General features: G+C 40.0%; 14 protein-coding genes, 5 tRNA genes and 1 pseudogene. 10 read left to right on the top strand and 10 right to left on the bottom strand.

What is annotated here, in order from left to right; all coding sequences use genetic code 11:
- The 8 genes from GPUN_RS14855 to GPUN_RS05555 form a co-directional block, all read right to left on the bottom strand.
- Positions 1–115, bottom strand: a 115-nt coding sequence (locus GPUN_RS14855; protein ID WP_500778375.1) for a hypothetical protein, incomplete at its 3' end; no start/stop codon positions are given.
- Positions 63–437: a transposase gene (locus GPUN_RS14765; RefSeq protein ID WP_006004266.1), complete on the bottom strand. Its 375-nt coding sequence runs from the start codon at positions 435–437 to the stop codon at positions 63–65. The genes GPUN_RS14765 and GPUN_RS14855, both read right to left, overlap by 53 nt.
- Positions 438–489: 52 nt before the next feature.
- Complete coding sequence (locus GPUN_RS14160) at positions 490–741, bottom strand: hypothetical protein (protein ID WP_141567225.1); 252 nt, start codon at positions 739–741, stop codon at positions 490–492.
- 266 nt (positions 742–1,007) lie between these two features.
- Positions 1,008–1,292 carry a helix-turn-helix domain-containing protein gene (locus GPUN_RS05575; protein WP_040520350.1) on the bottom strand — a complete coding sequence of 95 codons (285 nt, stop codon included), beginning with the start codon at positions 1,290–1,292 and terminating at the stop codon, positions 1,008–1,010.
- Complete coding sequence (locus tag GPUN_RS05570) at positions 1,285–1,632, bottom strand: type II toxin-antitoxin system RelE/ParE family toxin (protein WP_006004258.1); 348 nt, start codon at positions 1,630–1,632, stop codon at positions 1,285–1,287. The genes GPUN_RS05575 and GPUN_RS05570 overlap by 8 nt, the downstream gene beginning before the upstream one ends.
- Positions 1,633–1,907: 275 nt before the next feature.
- The gene (locus tag GPUN_RS05565) at positions 1,908–2,345 is read right to left on the bottom strand and encodes a GNAT family N-acetyltransferase (protein WP_006004256.1); all 438 of its coding nucleotides are present in this window, start codon (positions 2,343–2,345) and stop codon (positions 1,908–1,910) included.
- A 210-nt stretch (positions 2,346–2,555) separates the two neighbouring features.
- On the bottom strand, positions 2,556–3,398 hold the full coding sequence (locus tag GPUN_RS05560; protein ID WP_006004252.1) for a hypothetical protein: 843 nt from the start codon (positions 3,396–3,398) through the stop codon (positions 2,556–2,558).
- A gap of 3 nt (positions 3,399–3,401) precedes the next feature.
- Entirely contained in the window at positions 3,402–3,815 is a 414-nt protein-coding gene (locus GPUN_RS05555) for a GntR family transcriptional regulator (RefSeq protein WP_006004250.1), read from the bottom strand.
- 895 nt (positions 3,816–4,710) lie between these two features.
- On the opposite strand from GPUN_RS05555, the gene GPUN_RS05550 reads away from it, so the two are divergent.
- The 4 genes and pseudogenes from GPUN_RS05550 to GPUN_RS05530 form a co-directional block, all read left to right on the top strand.
- A complete protein-coding gene (locus GPUN_RS05550; RefSeq protein ID WP_006004245.1) occupies positions 4,711–6,213 on the top strand; it encodes a serine hydrolase domain-containing protein in 1,503 nt (500 codons plus the stop codon).
- Between the two features lie 289 nt (positions 6,214–6,502).
- Positions 6,503–6,868, top strand: coding sequence for a DUF6249 domain-containing protein (locus GPUN_RS05545; protein WP_006004243.1), 366 nt, complete (start codon positions 6,503–6,505; stop codon positions 6,866–6,868).
- 10 nt (positions 6,869–6,878) lie between these two features.
- Positions 6,879–7,394, top strand: coding sequence for an RNA polymerase sigma factor (locus tag GPUN_RS05540; RefSeq protein WP_006004241.1), 516 nt, complete (start codon positions 6,879–6,881; stop codon positions 7,392–7,394).
- Between the two features lie 728 nt (positions 7,395–8,122).
- Positions 8,123–8,512 (top strand): annotated as a pseudogene (locus GPUN_RS05530) (IS6 family transposase); the annotation flags it as partial.
- A gap of 385 nt (positions 8,513–8,897) precedes the next feature.
- Here the strand turns inward: GPUN_RS05530 and GPUN_RS05525 are convergent.
- Positions 8,898–8,973 (bottom strand) — tRNA-Val (locus GPUN_RS05525).
- 28 nt (positions 8,974–9,001) lie between these two features.
- A tRNA-Val gene (locus GPUN_RS05520) sits at positions 9,002–9,077 on the bottom strand.
- A 355-nt stretch (positions 9,078–9,432) separates the two neighbouring features.
- On the opposite strand from GPUN_RS05520, the gene gltX reads away from it, so the two are divergent.
- From gltX to GPUN_RS05490, 6 genes are all read left to right on the top strand, one after another.
- On the top strand, positions 9,433–10,842 hold the full coding sequence (gltX, locus tag GPUN_RS05515) for a glutamate--tRNA ligase (RefSeq protein WP_006004238.1): 1,410 nt from the start codon (positions 9,433–9,435) through the stop codon (positions 10,840–10,842).
- 117 nt (positions 10,843–10,959) lie between these two features.
- Positions 10,960–11,035 (top strand) — tRNA-Ala (locus GPUN_RS05510).
- A 12-nt stretch (positions 11,036–11,047) separates the two neighbouring features.
- Positions 11,048–11,123 (top strand) — tRNA-Glu (locus GPUN_RS05505).
- A 152-nt stretch (positions 11,124–11,275) separates the two neighbouring features.
- Positions 11,276–11,351 (top strand) — tRNA-Glu (locus GPUN_RS05500).
- Between the two features lie 189 nt (positions 11,352–11,540).
- Positions 11,541–13,346 (top strand): GGDEF domain-containing protein, encoded by a 1,806-nt coding sequence (locus tag GPUN_RS05495; protein WP_040520348.1) that lies wholly within the window; start codon positions 11,541–11,543, stop codon positions 13,344–13,346.
- Positions 13,346–14,272, top strand: a complete 927-nt coding sequence (locus tag GPUN_RS05490) for a tRNA-dihydrouridine synthase (protein ID WP_006004236.1) — start codon at positions 13,346–13,348, stop codon at positions 14,270–14,272. The genes GPUN_RS05495 and GPUN_RS05490 overlap by 1 nt, the downstream gene beginning before the upstream one ends.
- Positions 14,273–14,333 lie beyond the last annotated feature (61 nt).

Genomic DNA, 14,333 nt, shown 5'->3' with positions numbered 1-14,333 from the left:
AGCCAGGCTTGGCCTCAATTACGCGACCAATATCGCTGAATCCAGCGCCGTTTTTCCATAGGTCAAAAACAAGGTCTCTCTCGCCTGTGGTAAATGTACGTTTTAATCGTTTCATTCAATGTCCTCATGCAAATCAGTAATTTAGTATACCTGTTGCTTTGATGACTTGAATCCTCAGACGCCTTTTTTAATATTTCATGCTCCATTTGCAAGCGCTTTTTATCTTTCCTAAGTTGAATGAGTTCAGCTCGTTCATCCGTTGATAACGCAGACTTTTCATTTTGTTCTTTAAATTTTGCCACCCAATTATAAAGCAATTTATCAGTAATATTTAATGAAGCAGCCGCCTCGACAACTGAATAACCTTGCTCAGTTTCCAGTGATACCGCTTCTTGCTTAAAATCATTTGGGTAATTCTTATTTGTACGTTTAGTCATTTTTACACCTCAATAAGTTGGAGTTTATCCTTTATTGATGTGTCCTGCTAATTCAACCAGAACAGTCTGCAGGTTGAAAAATATCGGCAAAAACGTCATTGATCAAATTATTGTGATAAACGCTGTTACAGTCTGACCCCTGAATTAAAACGGCGAGGGACGTATTATTTTTTCCTAATTGTGTTAAATAATATTGAATGGCAGTTCCGTCGTCTCGTTTCAAGCTATGAACATCTTGCCCGAAACCACAAGTAGAGTGCAATAAAAGATATATGGAGGTGACAATGATGCCGATAGGTTTCATGGTGTGAACCGCCCAATTGTAAGACTAGCAATAGACTCAGTTTGTAGCGTGAAGTTCATTATCGTTATTTTATACTTTGATGTAAAACTTTTAACAAATAACTTTCATACTATCGACAGTCCTTAAAAAATGCTGGCTCTAATGCTCCAAGCTAATCGTTTAATCAAAATTTTCTACGTCCGTTACAGGTCGTTTATTAGCTTTATTTTTGAACAACATGCATGGTGTGTTGTGAGGCTAGGGCATATAAAAAACGGCTATTCGATTTAGCCAAGCGCTCGCAAGACCGCTTGAGGCTCTTTGGCGACCACATTGAGCAATGCTAGCGCTGGACCTTGAGGATTTCGATCTCCTCTTTCCCAGTGACGTAAAGTTGAAACGCTGATACAAAACTTAGCAGCAAACTCCATTTGAGTTAACCCTAGATTTTTCCGAATCTTTGCTACATTAACTTCTGGGGCTCTATGGATTCGGGCGGCTACTTTTTTTCCATCGCTCAAATCGATTGCTTCATTCAGACCCTGAGCAATACTTTCAAATGCACTAGTCATTGTTTGTCTCCAAAGCTTTTACTGTTAATATTTTGACAAGTTTCGAAAGAGCGTTTCTATCGGCTTTCGTTAAATTAGCCTGCTCATTCTTCTCAAACACGGTTAATAAATAAAGCGGAATTCGTTCATCATGGTAGTAGTAAATGACTCTTACGCCGCCGCTCTTTCCCTTATTGCCTTTGCTCCATCGCATTTTTCGAATACCACCAGTACCTTCTATTATAGCCCCTGCTTTGGGATGTTCAGATAAATAGTTGATAACACTTTTGCACTCTGATTCGGTTAGAAGAGAATCAGCACGTTTAATATATTCTGGTAATTCGGCGATTGTGTTTTGCATTGACGAAGTATAATCCATTGGATTATCTAAATCAAAAATAATTAACGGTAAATGTTAGTTTCAAGCGCTAGCCACCTATAAATTCCCCAGAGAAACGTGACTTTAGAATCTTCATCATTCGTAAAGTCTAATCTGAAAGTTGGAATGCTCTTATGTCGGCTATAGGTCGAAACTTACGTGAACCCTTTTGCAGCATACGTAGACAAATCCCTCATTTTTGGGACAGTACCGAAGCACTTTTGTAAAGCACCGATAGGCCTCATAATTCACCGCCCTTAACTTACTGATTGTGAGAGTTCTGCTGCCATATTAAAAAAACGTTCATCTTCAGCTTGTATAACAAAACCATTGCGTTCATATAATGTTAGTGCAGGACTTATTTTTAAAACCCTCAACGTCAGCGTGGTCAAATTAGCATTCAATGTTCTGCGCTTTGCCTCATTTAAAGCAGCTTTTCCAATACCTTTATTTTGCAACGTTGGCACAACTTGAAGGTCTCTCAAGTAACAATATTGGCCTTCAAATTGAAGCCGAAGCACACCGACGACTTCATGATTATATAAAATGTCGTAATTCTCTAGATCTTCGGTAGCCTGTAGCACTTTTGCCACATCCCAGTCAGGAGCTAAACGCTGATAATACTGGTACATATTATCAAAAGTAAATTGCGCGGCTTTCTGAAGATCAATTGAGCGCTTAAATGAAATACTCATTAAACCTCCTCATAAGTTTTTAAAAAGGCTCCATTGCAGCAACGGCTCATTTTCATTTTTTAACCCTTCTAATAACCAGCCCATAATAGTTTTATCTGTTTCTGATGATAATTTACACTATTTTGTGCAGAATAGGCGAACTCTTTAAGGTCAGCAATAGGTCACTCTTTGTCTTTTTGTTTGAAGAAAGAAAGCCCTTTGCACAAGGTTTTATACTTTAGATGTTGTATTTTGAAACACTGACTTCGGCAAAGTTAAAGAAAACGCACTAATAACCAGCACAACTTGAAAATACAAAGATTGAATAATAATTTTAAAAGCAACTAATTCGGTGCCTTGCACCCACATGCTTAATGAGATATGGAATACCGCAAGTGCTAGAATGAGCATGTTAATGTGGATAGCTCGTTTCTTAAGTGCATCACGATGCTCTGGAGACTCTAGACCATTTGTTTTGTTGTCTCGATAAAGAACAACAATAATGAAGGCAAACACAGCATCTAATGTAATCAAACCAAACAAGTTGGCATAACCCGCAAAGCCATCGAAGGGATGCTTCACGAAATAAATGACCGTTGTAACAAAAACAACGTTGGCAATCAGAACAAGAACTAAATTGGGTAATGATACATACTCTTTCCAAGTTCGAACCCGCAGTGAAGCGGTTCGCTTGTTGCCCGCATGCTGTTTAAAAATATTGAATAAGTGGCGATGGGTCAAAACCATGATAACAACGGGGATCATAGATAAAAGGTACATCACCATTAAGCCACTCTGGTCATCCCAATTAAGCAATTCTGTTTGATTCACAATAGCGTGAACAAGCATGAGACTCACCAACAACGTTACAATTACAACACTTGACCAATATCGCTTCTGAGAGGCTCTCAAATACTGCTCTACATCAGATTTGGCCTGCGGATAACGCACTAGTCCATACTGATTAGCTATATTTTTTAACTTACTAAAGCTCAATACTGGCACTATCACTAAAGTGACTAATACTTGTAAAATCATGATCATATAATTGGATTGCATTGACCAGTCAGACATTATTTATTCCTCAGTTTGCTTGGTGTCATTTGACACAATCGATTGTTTGTTACCTGATAAGACGTCTTGAAATACTATTCTGATTTCTGAGTCGGTAGCCCCCGCTTCACGGTATCGCGAAACATCTTGAGCAATGACTTCGTTCAACCATTTTTTAATGTCAGCATCTAGATTGTTAAGCGCCTCGCTATGCACAAATGAACCGCGGTAGCCTTTTGATTCAATCACACAATCTCGCTCTAACAATCGATAGGCTTTTGCTACGGTTTTGGCATTGATATCTAAATCAGTTGCTAATTGACGGATAGAGGGCAAAGCATCGCCGGGCAAAAGGTTCTTCTGCTGAACAGCTAATTTTATTTGCGTCATTAATTGGTTGAATAGCGGTTCTGGAGAATCAAGATCTATGGTAATCATCTAACTATTGTACCATCTATATAAGTGGTACAATTAAACACCATACGTGCTAATGGATCAAGAGGTACATATAAAATATTTTAGAAAATAGACATATTGGCTGGCCAAAGTATTGGAACAGCTAACTTGCGAGCGAGTATTCGGACAAGTAAAGTGAATCGGTATGAATATAAAAATTCATTGATAATTTGACCTCTCCTTATGTCGGCTATAGGTCGTAAATGCCCTTTTAGGCTGATAGCCAGAGAGACAACGTAGTGACAAAAATCAGTTCAAATTAAGTAAGTCCGACTGACCCCTATTGGCACTTGGCTGACAGACAGCACCGAGCGAGGCCGCCGTTCAAGCAGTCTGGATACTTTGAAATTTGGTGATGTTTTTGTTTGTTATCCTAATGAGAACTGCTCCGAAAGTGTGTTTGAAAACACATTTACTGCCGTTGACAATTCGTTGCTGTGTTAACGAAATAAAGGATCGGCCTCAAATCACCAGTAATATCGAATGTAGGAAAGGTTTTAAATTCAAACTACCTACGATAGTCCATAAATTGGATTTTTCACACGGTCTGCGCAGAAAGCGGCCCTTAGCAACAGTGAATCATTTTAGTGTTTTAGTTACCTTACACCATATTGACAAAGATAAGCTTGTGTATAAGGCCCAAAAGCTTGTGTAAATAATTATTAAATACAGAGGCTTAGCTATTATTTCTCAATTAACTCTTAAATCTGACATCCAAAGTCACCTCGGTGTGCATCTAAGTGTTAGTTAATTTAAAAGAGATTGTTATGAAGCAATTTGTACACCCCAAACTTATACATGCAGAACAGCGATCTCTCGACGAGACACTTTAATGCTTCATAAAAACAACCCAATAGAAAAAACAATAAGGAAGAGAATGATAAAATTTTTAGTAATTAATCCAATAGTGGCAATCTGTTTGTGCTTCACAACTTGCTTGTCTTTTGCACAGGTCGATCAAAACTCAGAGTTATTCAAAACGATAATGTCAAAAGATAGTCAGCTTTTTGAAGTAAGCTTCAACACATGTGATGTCAGTCAATTTGAAAATATATTAAGTACTGAATTAACGTTTTTTCATGACAAAGACGGTATATCTAATAAAAATGAGTTTTTATCCCAGCTAAGAAATGGACTGTGTAAGTCACCTAAAAAATACCAATCAAGAAGGGAGTTGATTGAGACAAGTACAGAGGTTTTTCCACTGTACAAAAAAGAGAATATATATGCTGCTATTCAAAAGGGTGAGCATCGATTTTATGAAACGTTAGCGGGATTTGATGAAAAATTTGCTAGTTCTGCAAGATTCACTAATGTTTGGTTCTTAGAAGAAAATGAATGGAAGCTCAGGACAAGCTTGAGCTATGATCATCAAGCCGACTTTAATATTTCTGAAGAAAATTCATTGTTCGACAATAATGAAGAAATCAATAGTTGGCTAAAATCGAACGGTGTACCAACGCTAGGGATTGGCGTTATTAAAAAAGGACAGCTACAGCAAGTTAGGGTCTTTGGGGAGCTTGAAGCAGGAGAATCAGCCCCTTACAACACCATTTTCAATGTTGCATCATTAGCCAAACCAGTTACAGCCATAGTTGCATTAAAATTAGTAAGTTCAGGCAAGTGGAGTTTGGATGAACCAATATTTAAATATTGGACTGACCCAGATGTTGCCAACGACACACGAAGTAAACAAGTGACTACGCGACATATATTAAGTCATCAAAGTGGTTTCCCGAATTGGCGATATATGAATAAGTCCGGAGAATTGGATTTTAAATCTGCTCCCGGGGAAAAATATCAATATTCCGGAGAAGGATTTGAATATTTGAGAAAAGCCTTAGAAAGTAAGTTTGGCAAATCTTTGAACGAGTTGGCAACAGAATTAGTCTTTAATCCTTCATCAATGATTGATACGCAATATGTTTTTAATTCCTCTATAGACCAGAGCCGATTCGCAAAAGGATATAATAGCGATGGTATTGCCTACGATACAATTAAAAATCAAACGGCAAACGGAGCCGATGACTTGCTCACTAGTATAGAAGACTATGGCAAATTTTTGGTGAGCGTTTTGAATAAGGATGGTATTTCTGAAGAGGTCTATAAGGAAATGACGTCTCATCAAGTAGAAAGTACCAAAGGAAAGCACTTTGGGCTTGGTTTTGAGATTTATGACTTTGATGATGGTGAATATGCATTATCTCACGGTGGCGCAGACAAGGGGGCACAGACGATAGTATTTATATTTCCAAATACAAAAGATGGTTTGATAATATTTACAAACGTAGATGACGGCTACAAAGTTTTCGAAAAACTTTTGTTACATTACCTCGGCAAAAGAGGAATGAGAATTATGGAAATTGAGATGTCTCAGTAGCTGTACTCTCTGGTTTTTCGGAAAATGACATCAAGTCAAGCTTCCCATACTCGGATTTTAGTTTGTTCTGGAAGTTCGCGACAGGTCGCTATGTAGTAATGCATACTGGAAAGGCGTGAACTTTTAAACCGATAACAATTTTTCCCTTAAAAAAAAGCTTGTGGTGTTTTTATGAAATGACATATTTCAACCAAGTTATTGAGTTCACTCTATCTGAGATATATATTTAGGTGACGAATTACGGAGTAGACATTAATGAACAATTACCCACTAACTAGAGTTTTCTTTCATGAACAATCCTGAAGAGATAGTTATACCCATCGCTGTTTTTACCGCGATGCTAATTTTTGTTGGGATACTGCTAATGTATTCCCTGTCAAAAAAACGTTTATTCTTAAAGTTCATAGGACAGCATGATGACCTTAGTCCTGATTCAATTAAAGCGATTGGAAAGGTACTATTTTCTGCAAATAACGATATGAGAAAAGGGGTTTTTTCACTATTGTTAGCTTTTGCTATTTGGGGCTTTTCTTTCATGGCTGACTTTCCACAGAATGGAAACCTAGATTTAAATGATGCTATTTTCGGGCTAGGCCTGTTTCCATTTTGCGGTGGTATTGCATATTTAATCTTGACCTTTGTCGAGAGAAAGTGAATCTATTCCAGTGAATAGTTATTCTGATGAACATTTAGTGGCAATCGCCCAGGTTACAGGCGACCATGCAGCTTTCACTGAGTTGTTTAAAAGGCACGACAAAGCGCTAAGGGGATTCTTATGCTCAAGGGTTACCGATCAACAGATTGAAGATATCACTCAAGAAACATACATCAAAGCTTTCGTGAAAATAAAACTATTTGATGGCAAGTCCTCATTTTGTACTTGGCTGTTCTCAATAGCAATAAATGAGCACCGACAAATGATACGAAAATCGAGTTTATTAACAAAGTTTAAAAAACTATTGGATATCCGTGATAGCTCCTCAGATCTAAAGAATCTTGACGTGTTTTTTGACTTTATAAAATTATCGGAAATACTCTCTAACAATCAGTACGATGCATATGTGCTGCACACTATATACGGTTATTCTCATTCTGAAATTGTCGCTAAGATTAGATTGCCGCTAGGAAGTGTCAAATCATACATCGCTCAAGCAGATAAACTTTTAAAGGCGAATGCGTAATGAATAAGCCTCTAACTATTATGAGGATGCTAAGAATGATTTGCTGGAAATATCGTAGAGGTCTTCTAGTCGGAAGCGCATTTTTAATGGCTGTAATATTGACTGGCTTCAACCTAGTTGTTAGGAATGATTTCTATACTTTTATCGATTTTTCCACTTGGTTGTGGGTGTTATTCCTAGGGGCTTTAATTGCAGTGATAGTGAATTTATTGAACGACTAATATTTACTTTTGTCAGCAATCGCAAAGTTGAATATCACAATACAACGACATGAAACTAAAACCTCAGCCTGATAAACAAGACTAACCATTATCGAACTAGTTAGACATCTTAAAGCACACTCATCGTAATGTAATAGCGTCTAAGTAAAAAATGTTAGGTTGTCGACTTTGTTACCAATTTTTCGAGTGGAATAACCGCTAGCTTATGTCCGTTAGGTGACAATGGTAATCCTTAGACAAAGTTTCATCGACTGGCCCCTATTGGCACATACTTGCCCGTCAGTAGACAATCGCTAATGCGCACTATGGATCTAAACGGCTATTAAGATAATACTAGTTATAGGCATTCAAACGCACAACAGCCATCAATACTTCACAAAAAAATAGAATCAGATAAATACTTTGGAGTTACAAATTTCACTTCATGGTCCATAAATGTAGTTTCAAACTTTATTACTCAGTTTCAAACATTAATGCACAGTTTCAAACTTTAATACGATCGCACATTTGCATTACCTTTGGCGAGCAGTCGATCAAGATGGCGATGAGCTGGACATTCTCGTTCAAAAACGCAGAAACAAAAAGGCCGCCATGAAGTTGTTTAAAAAGTTATTGAAGGGCCAGCAGGCAACGCCATTAAAGATAGTCACCGATAAATTGCGCAGTTATTCGGCTGCGAGAAGGGAAATTATGCCCAGCGTCGCTCATTCAAGCCAACAATACGAAAACAATCACTGTGAATTGTCTCACCAGCCGGGTAGACAACAAGAACGGCAAATGCGGCGTTTTACATCCCAAGGCCAAGCACAACGATTTTTAGCGTGTCATGGCATTGTAAATAATCTGTTTAGGCATGGCCGCCATAAAATGCAAGCCAATAATGACAGGATACTGTGAGAACGAGCATTTAATGAATGGGCTGGGGTTAGTTGCGTCCAGAATTTGGCATGAGCTACCGAAAATTTGTTCTTATCATCTTAATTCGATAAGTTGACAATGCCATAACGGGTGCAATAATAGAGTAACCTCATAAATTATAAAAATCTCTTGTGTACTATTTTAGTCCAACTGATGATATTAACTAAAACAGCTTTGCCCCACGGGAGATTCTTTTTAGGCCACGTGTGACGCGAGATACAGAAGATTAGTCATTTCCAATAGTCCCACAAAAGTCCCACAAAAGTCCCACTGGCGCCCCACAAAAAACCCACTGGCGCCCCACATACTTTTGCGTGCTTAATATTTGAACAGAGAATTGAAGCTAAGTGCTTGAAAAGTAAGATGGTGGACGCTACTGGGCTTGAACCAGTGACCCTCGCCTTGTAAGGGCGATGCTCTCCCAACTGAGCTAAGCGTCCGAAGTACTTGATTTTATTAGATAAGAAGTGGTGGACGCTACTGGGCTTGAACCAGTGACCCTCGCCTTGTAAGGGCGATGCTCTCCCAACTGAGCTAAGCGTCCATTTCTTAAAAATCTCTTGATATTGCCTTTATTAATGATTTAATAATACAGATTATAAAAACAAAGTAATACCCACCACGAAGGACGGTATTATAGAGTTGCCTTCATAACTGTCAACCCGATTTTGTAAAAAAAAGTGTGTTTGCACAAAAATAACGCAAATTCCTTTGAAACACTGCTACAAAGCTCGTCATAAGCGTCATTTGTGTCATTTGTGTCATAGGGTAACTAAGATCAGTATAGACTAAACGTTTACTATCTTTTATCGTAAATAATTAAGTGAAGTCCTTTAGAAGCGACATCCAACGCTGTAGAATATAAAATTGCTATTTATAATAAATATTCAGGAAAAAACATGTCTGTAGTTACTCGATTTGCCCCAAGCCCAACTGGTTACCTGCACGTGGGCGGAGCCCGCACAGCACTTTATTCATGGTTATATGCTAAAAGCCTAGGGGGAGAATTTATATTACGCATCGAAGACACCGATATTGAGCGTTCAAGCCCCCAAGCAAAGCAGGCAATTCTTGACGGCATGCAGTGGCTAGGCCTCAATCACGATAAAGGCCCTTACTATCAAACAGATAGATTTGACATGTATAATAAATTTATAGGTCAATTGCTCGAGCAAGGTCATGCTTACAAATGTTTTATGAGCAGTGAAGAATTAGATGCTATTCGCGCGCAACAAGAAGAGCAGGGCGAAAAGCCTAGGTACCCAGGCACATGGCGAGATCGCAACGATCATCCTGAAAACCAGCCTTACGCTATACGATTTAAAAACCCTAAGACTGGCGAGGTGGTGTTTGACGATCACGTACGCGGCGAAATTCGGATTTCAAACACAGAGTTAGACGACCTGGTTATTCGTCGAAGCGATGGCGCGCCCACATACAACTTTTGTGTGGTGATTGACGACTGGGAAATGGGTGTAAGCCATGTGGTAAGGGGCGAAGATCATATCAATAATACCCCACGCCAAATTAACATATTAAAAGCCCTTGGTGCACCAGTGCCAGAATATGCACATGTAAGCATGATTTTGGGTGATGATGGCAAGAAATTGTCAAAGCGCCATGGTGCGGTTAGCGTAATGCAATACCGAGACTCTGGCTACCTTCCGCAAGCAGTGCTTAATTACTTATTGCGTTTGGGCTGGTCGCATGGCGATCAAGAAATATTTAGCGTTGACGAAATGATAAACTTATTTAGCTTAGATCATATTAGTAAGTCGGCCAGTGCATTTAATACCGAAAAACTGATTTGGCTTAACCAGCATTATATAAAGACATTGCCGCCAGCAGAAGTGGCTGAGCATGCTCGATGGCACTTTGAGGACCAAAACATTGATACAAGCACTGGCCCAGACTTGAGCGATCTTATTCGTGTTCAGGCCGATAGGGTTGACACCTTGAAAGAGCTTGCGAGCGTGAGTCGTTATTTTTACGAAGATTTTGCTGAATTTGACCCAAGCGCTGCAAAGAAGCATTTACGAGTAGTGGCTAAAGCTAATTTAATTGCCGTGCAGGCTAAATTAGAAGCTTTAACATCATGGGATTCAGCCATTATTGGACAAGCAATAAACGACACCGCTGCCGATTTAGATATAGGCATGGGCAAAATTGGTATGCCTCTGCGTGTTGCGGTAACCGGAAGTGGTAATTCACCTGCGCTTGATGTAACCCTTGCGCTGTTAAAGCAAACCCAAGTTGTTCAAAGAATAAACAAGGCGATTGAATTCATCAATAATCGTGAAAATTCTTAAAAAAATCGTTGACATGAAGGCGCGCCATGCCTAAAATGCGCCCCGCTGTCACGTAAGAATAGTATTAAATGAAGCGCTTAGCGTAGAGCTTGCATTTGGCATTATGTGGCGACGCATGGGGCCATAGCTCAGCTGGGAGAGCGCTTGCATGGCATGCAAGAGGTCGGCGGTTCGATCCCGCCTGGCTCCACCAAGGACATATTGTGTCCCCTTCGTCTAGAGGCCTAGGACACCGCCCTTTCACGGCGGTAACAGGGGTTCGAATCCCCTAGGGGACGCCACTTTTTGTGAGTTGTTAATCAGCTTTTAAAATATGGCATCTAATAACTTAACCGTTACTAGGCTCAAGGTTAAGTTTATGTGAATATCAGCAGCATTACTGAAATCCACTAACAGTTTGAAATGTTGCGTACCGGCAAGAACAGCGTTTTTTGTCCCCTTCGTCTAGAGGCCTAGGACACCGCCCTTTCACGGCGGTAACAGGGGTTCGAATCCCCTAGGGGACGCCATTTTAATAAACAAAAAAACCAGCTCATTTGAGCTGGTTTTTTTGTTTTCGTAAAGGACTTTGCTAACAGCTATAAGCTAAGGTGCATCGGTGCCTACATAAATAAGCTTGGCAGTGTAAAACAAAGTACACTGCAGCTTTAAACAGTGTCATTAAAGTTTGCGTTAGCGCATTATCTTGGGGTTATAACTTGGTTTGTAAAACATTATTTTTTTTCTCTTTGGTTTATTCGCTTGGATTTCATGCGCTTGGTGAACGTACGCAAGAAACGCCAATTTTTGATAACGCCAACGTAAGTGCTTTTATTAAACAGGCTTACACACCCACTTTCGACTGTCCAAGTAGTGCATTGAACACGCAAATAGATACTGCGCTTGAATCAGCCTTGCTTTCACCCCAGCAGCAGCTTCAACTGTCGAGTATGAAAACTCATGGTCTAATTTGCGCTGGCAATGTGACCGATGCCCAGTCAATATTACAGCGTTTGCTTGCCAATGTGCAGTCTGACCGCAGCGCACAATACTATCTTTCCGCTATTTTCCAGTATGGTTTTATTTATGACATTCTCGAGAAGCCAGAACGCTGCGACTATTTCACTTTGGCCCGCGACTCCGCTAAGGGAAGATATGTAGACGTTCATTTAAGCGCTAGTCTTGGCTATATCACCGAATGTTCAACATCCGATGTTGATACAAAAGTATATGAGCTATACCAGTTACTCGTGGATGTAACCGCTATGGATAACGCCGCCGCGCTTGCTCACGCTCACAATAGGGTAGGGTTGTTTTATGCCACCAGAAGCCAGCAAGGCTTAGCTGCAGCCCAATATATGAAAGCTTTTGAAACAGCCCGAGATATATACACTAATGAAAATTTATTGTCTGTATTAGGCAGCGCCGTGGCGGCATTTCAATCCACAGGTAATTTAGCGCGCACGAAAGAAGCACTTGATAAATTTAGTGCTATAAATGAAGTAAGTGGTACCAAACGCACTTGGTTTTTACAATATTTTTTTGAAGCAGCCTACTATGTCGCCCTTAAAGACTTCCAAAGCTTAGAAACCAGTTTGCAGAATTGGCAAGAAGTCGCTGGGAACAGTAAAAACCCAGTCAATCAAGGTTTGCTCAGGTGGTATTTGTCTGAACTTTGCCTATATAAGAACAATAGACAGTGTTTAGTGGATTTTCTTGAAAATGAAAAAAATGCGCCTTCCTCGTATATAAATTATATCAGTGGCAGTAAGAACTACTTGCGCTTCATTGTTGAAGCGAATATGCGTATTGACAACCAGCAGGGCAGTATCGCGGCGTTTGAGCAATACAAAACAAAAATGGAGCGCATTGTCAGCCTAACGCACGATAATTACAGTGCCTCAGATCTAGGTCGCTTGCACAGTAAGATATTGAATCTTGAGGCCAGCCTTGAGCATGAAGAGCGAAATAGGCATAAAGTTATTGGCTTGCTAGTGGGTGGAATGCTAATCGCTTTTCTAGCCGTGTTTTTCGTTTTTTGGCGCAAATATCATGATAGTAAGTCTTATGACAACATTACAGGTGTGCTAACTAATAGCGCGCTGATTAAACAGTTAAGGTATGTTTCCAAGCCAAGCACCCACTGCACCAATGCACTCGTTATTTTTGATATAGCAAACTTCACCGAAGTGAATTTAACGCTTGGTTCAACTAAAAGCGATTTTGTACTTGAACAAATTGCCATCACCTTGAAAAAAATTACGCGTAGCTCAGACCTACTCGGTCGACTTGGGCCAGAGCAATTTCTACTATGCTTAGTCGACATTGAAGAAGACGCGGCGCAAGCGTTCTCTGAACGTGTAAAAGATGCGCTAACGAGCACCTTCGCTCAGCACAATAATCGTCATGCGATAAGCGTCGACTCGAGTATGAGTATTTACTGTAGCGCAGAGACCTTTCACGATTTAGACGAGATCCTTGAAAATATGTTGCTGTCACTCAGTATTAAGGCGGACAAACCCTAATGAAAATAATTTTAGCGCCTATGGAAGGCGTTGTTGATCATCTTATGCGCGATATGCTCACCCAAGTGGGCGGCTTCGATTTATGCGTGACTGAATTTATCAGAGTTGTGGCTACGCAGCTTCCCGATAAAGTTTTTTATCGTATGTGCCCTGAATTGCACAATGAAGGCTACACCTCCACCGGTGTTAAAGTGAAAGTGCAACTATTAGGACAAGATCCATATTGGCTTGCACAAAATGCTCAAAGAGCCATTGCATTAGGTTCACACGGCGTTGACTTAAATTTTGGCTGCCCAGCGAAAACGGTTAATAAATCAAAAGGTGGCGCAGTGTTATTGCAATATCCTGAAACGCTATACGACATAGTTAAAGCGGTGCGCGACGCGGTACCAAGCGAACATGAAGTGACGGCCAAAGTCAGGTTAGGTTATGAAGATACATCACTGGCCATTGAAAACGCGCAGGCAATTGAAAGCGCAGGCGCCTCGTCATTAGTCGTGCATGCACGCACAAAAACAGATGGGTATAGACCGCCAGCCTATTGGCCTTGGATTGCAAAAATAAAAGCGAACACGACCATTCCCTTAATTGCCAACGGTGAAATCTGGTCTCAAAAAGACGCACTAGCATGCATAGAGCAAAGCCACACTAGCGACATTATGTTAGGCAGGGGTGCACTGGCCTTGCCTAATTTAGCCGCTGCTATTAAATTCGGTCACAAGCCTTATGAATGGCATGAGGTTAAATCACTTTTAGTGGACTATACCGGCTATGAAATATATTCCGAAAAAGGCCTATATTTTCCTAACCGCATTAAGCAATGGTTTTCATATTTGAAGAAGCAGTACCCCGAAGCGCAAGAAATGTTTATGACGCTTAGAAGAATGAAAGACGCTGACGAAATCGTAAAAGTATTAAGTGCTTAATTTTCCCAATATTTATCTGAGTTTGATGTTTAGCCTGCTGTTCATAAAAAAAATTTGCGAA

The sequence above is a fragment of the Glaciecola punicea ACAM 611 genome, assembly GCF_000252165.1.
Classification (GTDB): domain Bacteria; phylum Pseudomonadota; class Gammaproteobacteria; order Enterobacterales; family Alteromonadaceae; genus Glaciecola; species Glaciecola punicea.
This window is presented reverse-complemented; position numbering and strand designations above follow the sequence as displayed.

Bases quoted from the DNA above. Each gene is read 5' to 3' on its own strand.
- GPUN_RS14765 (WP_006004266.1), bottom strand. From the start codon at position 437: ATGACTAAACGTACAAATAAGAATTACCCAAATGATTTTAAGCAAGAA.
- GPUN_RS14160 (WP_141567225.1), bottom strand. From the start codon at position 741: ATGAAACCTATCGGCATCATTGTCACCTCCATATATCTTTTATTGCAC.
- GPUN_RS05575 (WP_040520350.1), bottom strand. From the start codon at position 1,292: ATGACTAGTGCATTTGAAAGTATTGCTCAGGGTCTGAATGAAGCAATC.
- GPUN_RS05570 (WP_006004258.1), bottom strand. From the start codon at position 1,632: ATGCAAAACACAATCGCCGAATTACCAGAATATATTAAACGTGCTGAT.
- GPUN_RS05565 (WP_006004256.1), bottom strand. From the start codon at position 2,345: ATGAGTATTTCATTTAAGCGCTCAATTGATCTTCAGAAAGCCGCGCAA.
- GPUN_RS05560 (WP_006004252.1), bottom strand. From the start codon at position 3,398: ATGTCTGACTGGTCAATGCAATCCAATTATATGATCATGATTTTACAA.
- GPUN_RS05555 (WP_006004250.1), bottom strand. From the start codon at position 3,815: ATGATTACCATAGATCTTGATTCTCCAGAACCGCTATTCAACCAATTA.
- GPUN_RS05550 (WP_006004245.1), top strand. From the start codon at position 4,711: ATGATAAAATTTTTAGTAATTAATCCAATAGTGGCAATCTGTTTGTGC.
- GPUN_RS05545 (WP_006004243.1), top strand. From the start codon at position 6,503: ATGAACAATCCTGAAGAGATAGTTATACCCATCGCTGTTTTTACCGCG.
- gltX (WP_006004238.1), top strand. From the start codon at position 9,433: ATGTCTGTAGTTACTCGATTTGCCCCAAGCCCAACTGGTTACCTGCAC.
- GPUN_RS05490 (WP_006004236.1), top strand. From the start codon at position 13,346: ATGAAAATAATTTTAGCGCCTATGGAAGGCGTTGTTGATCATCTTATG.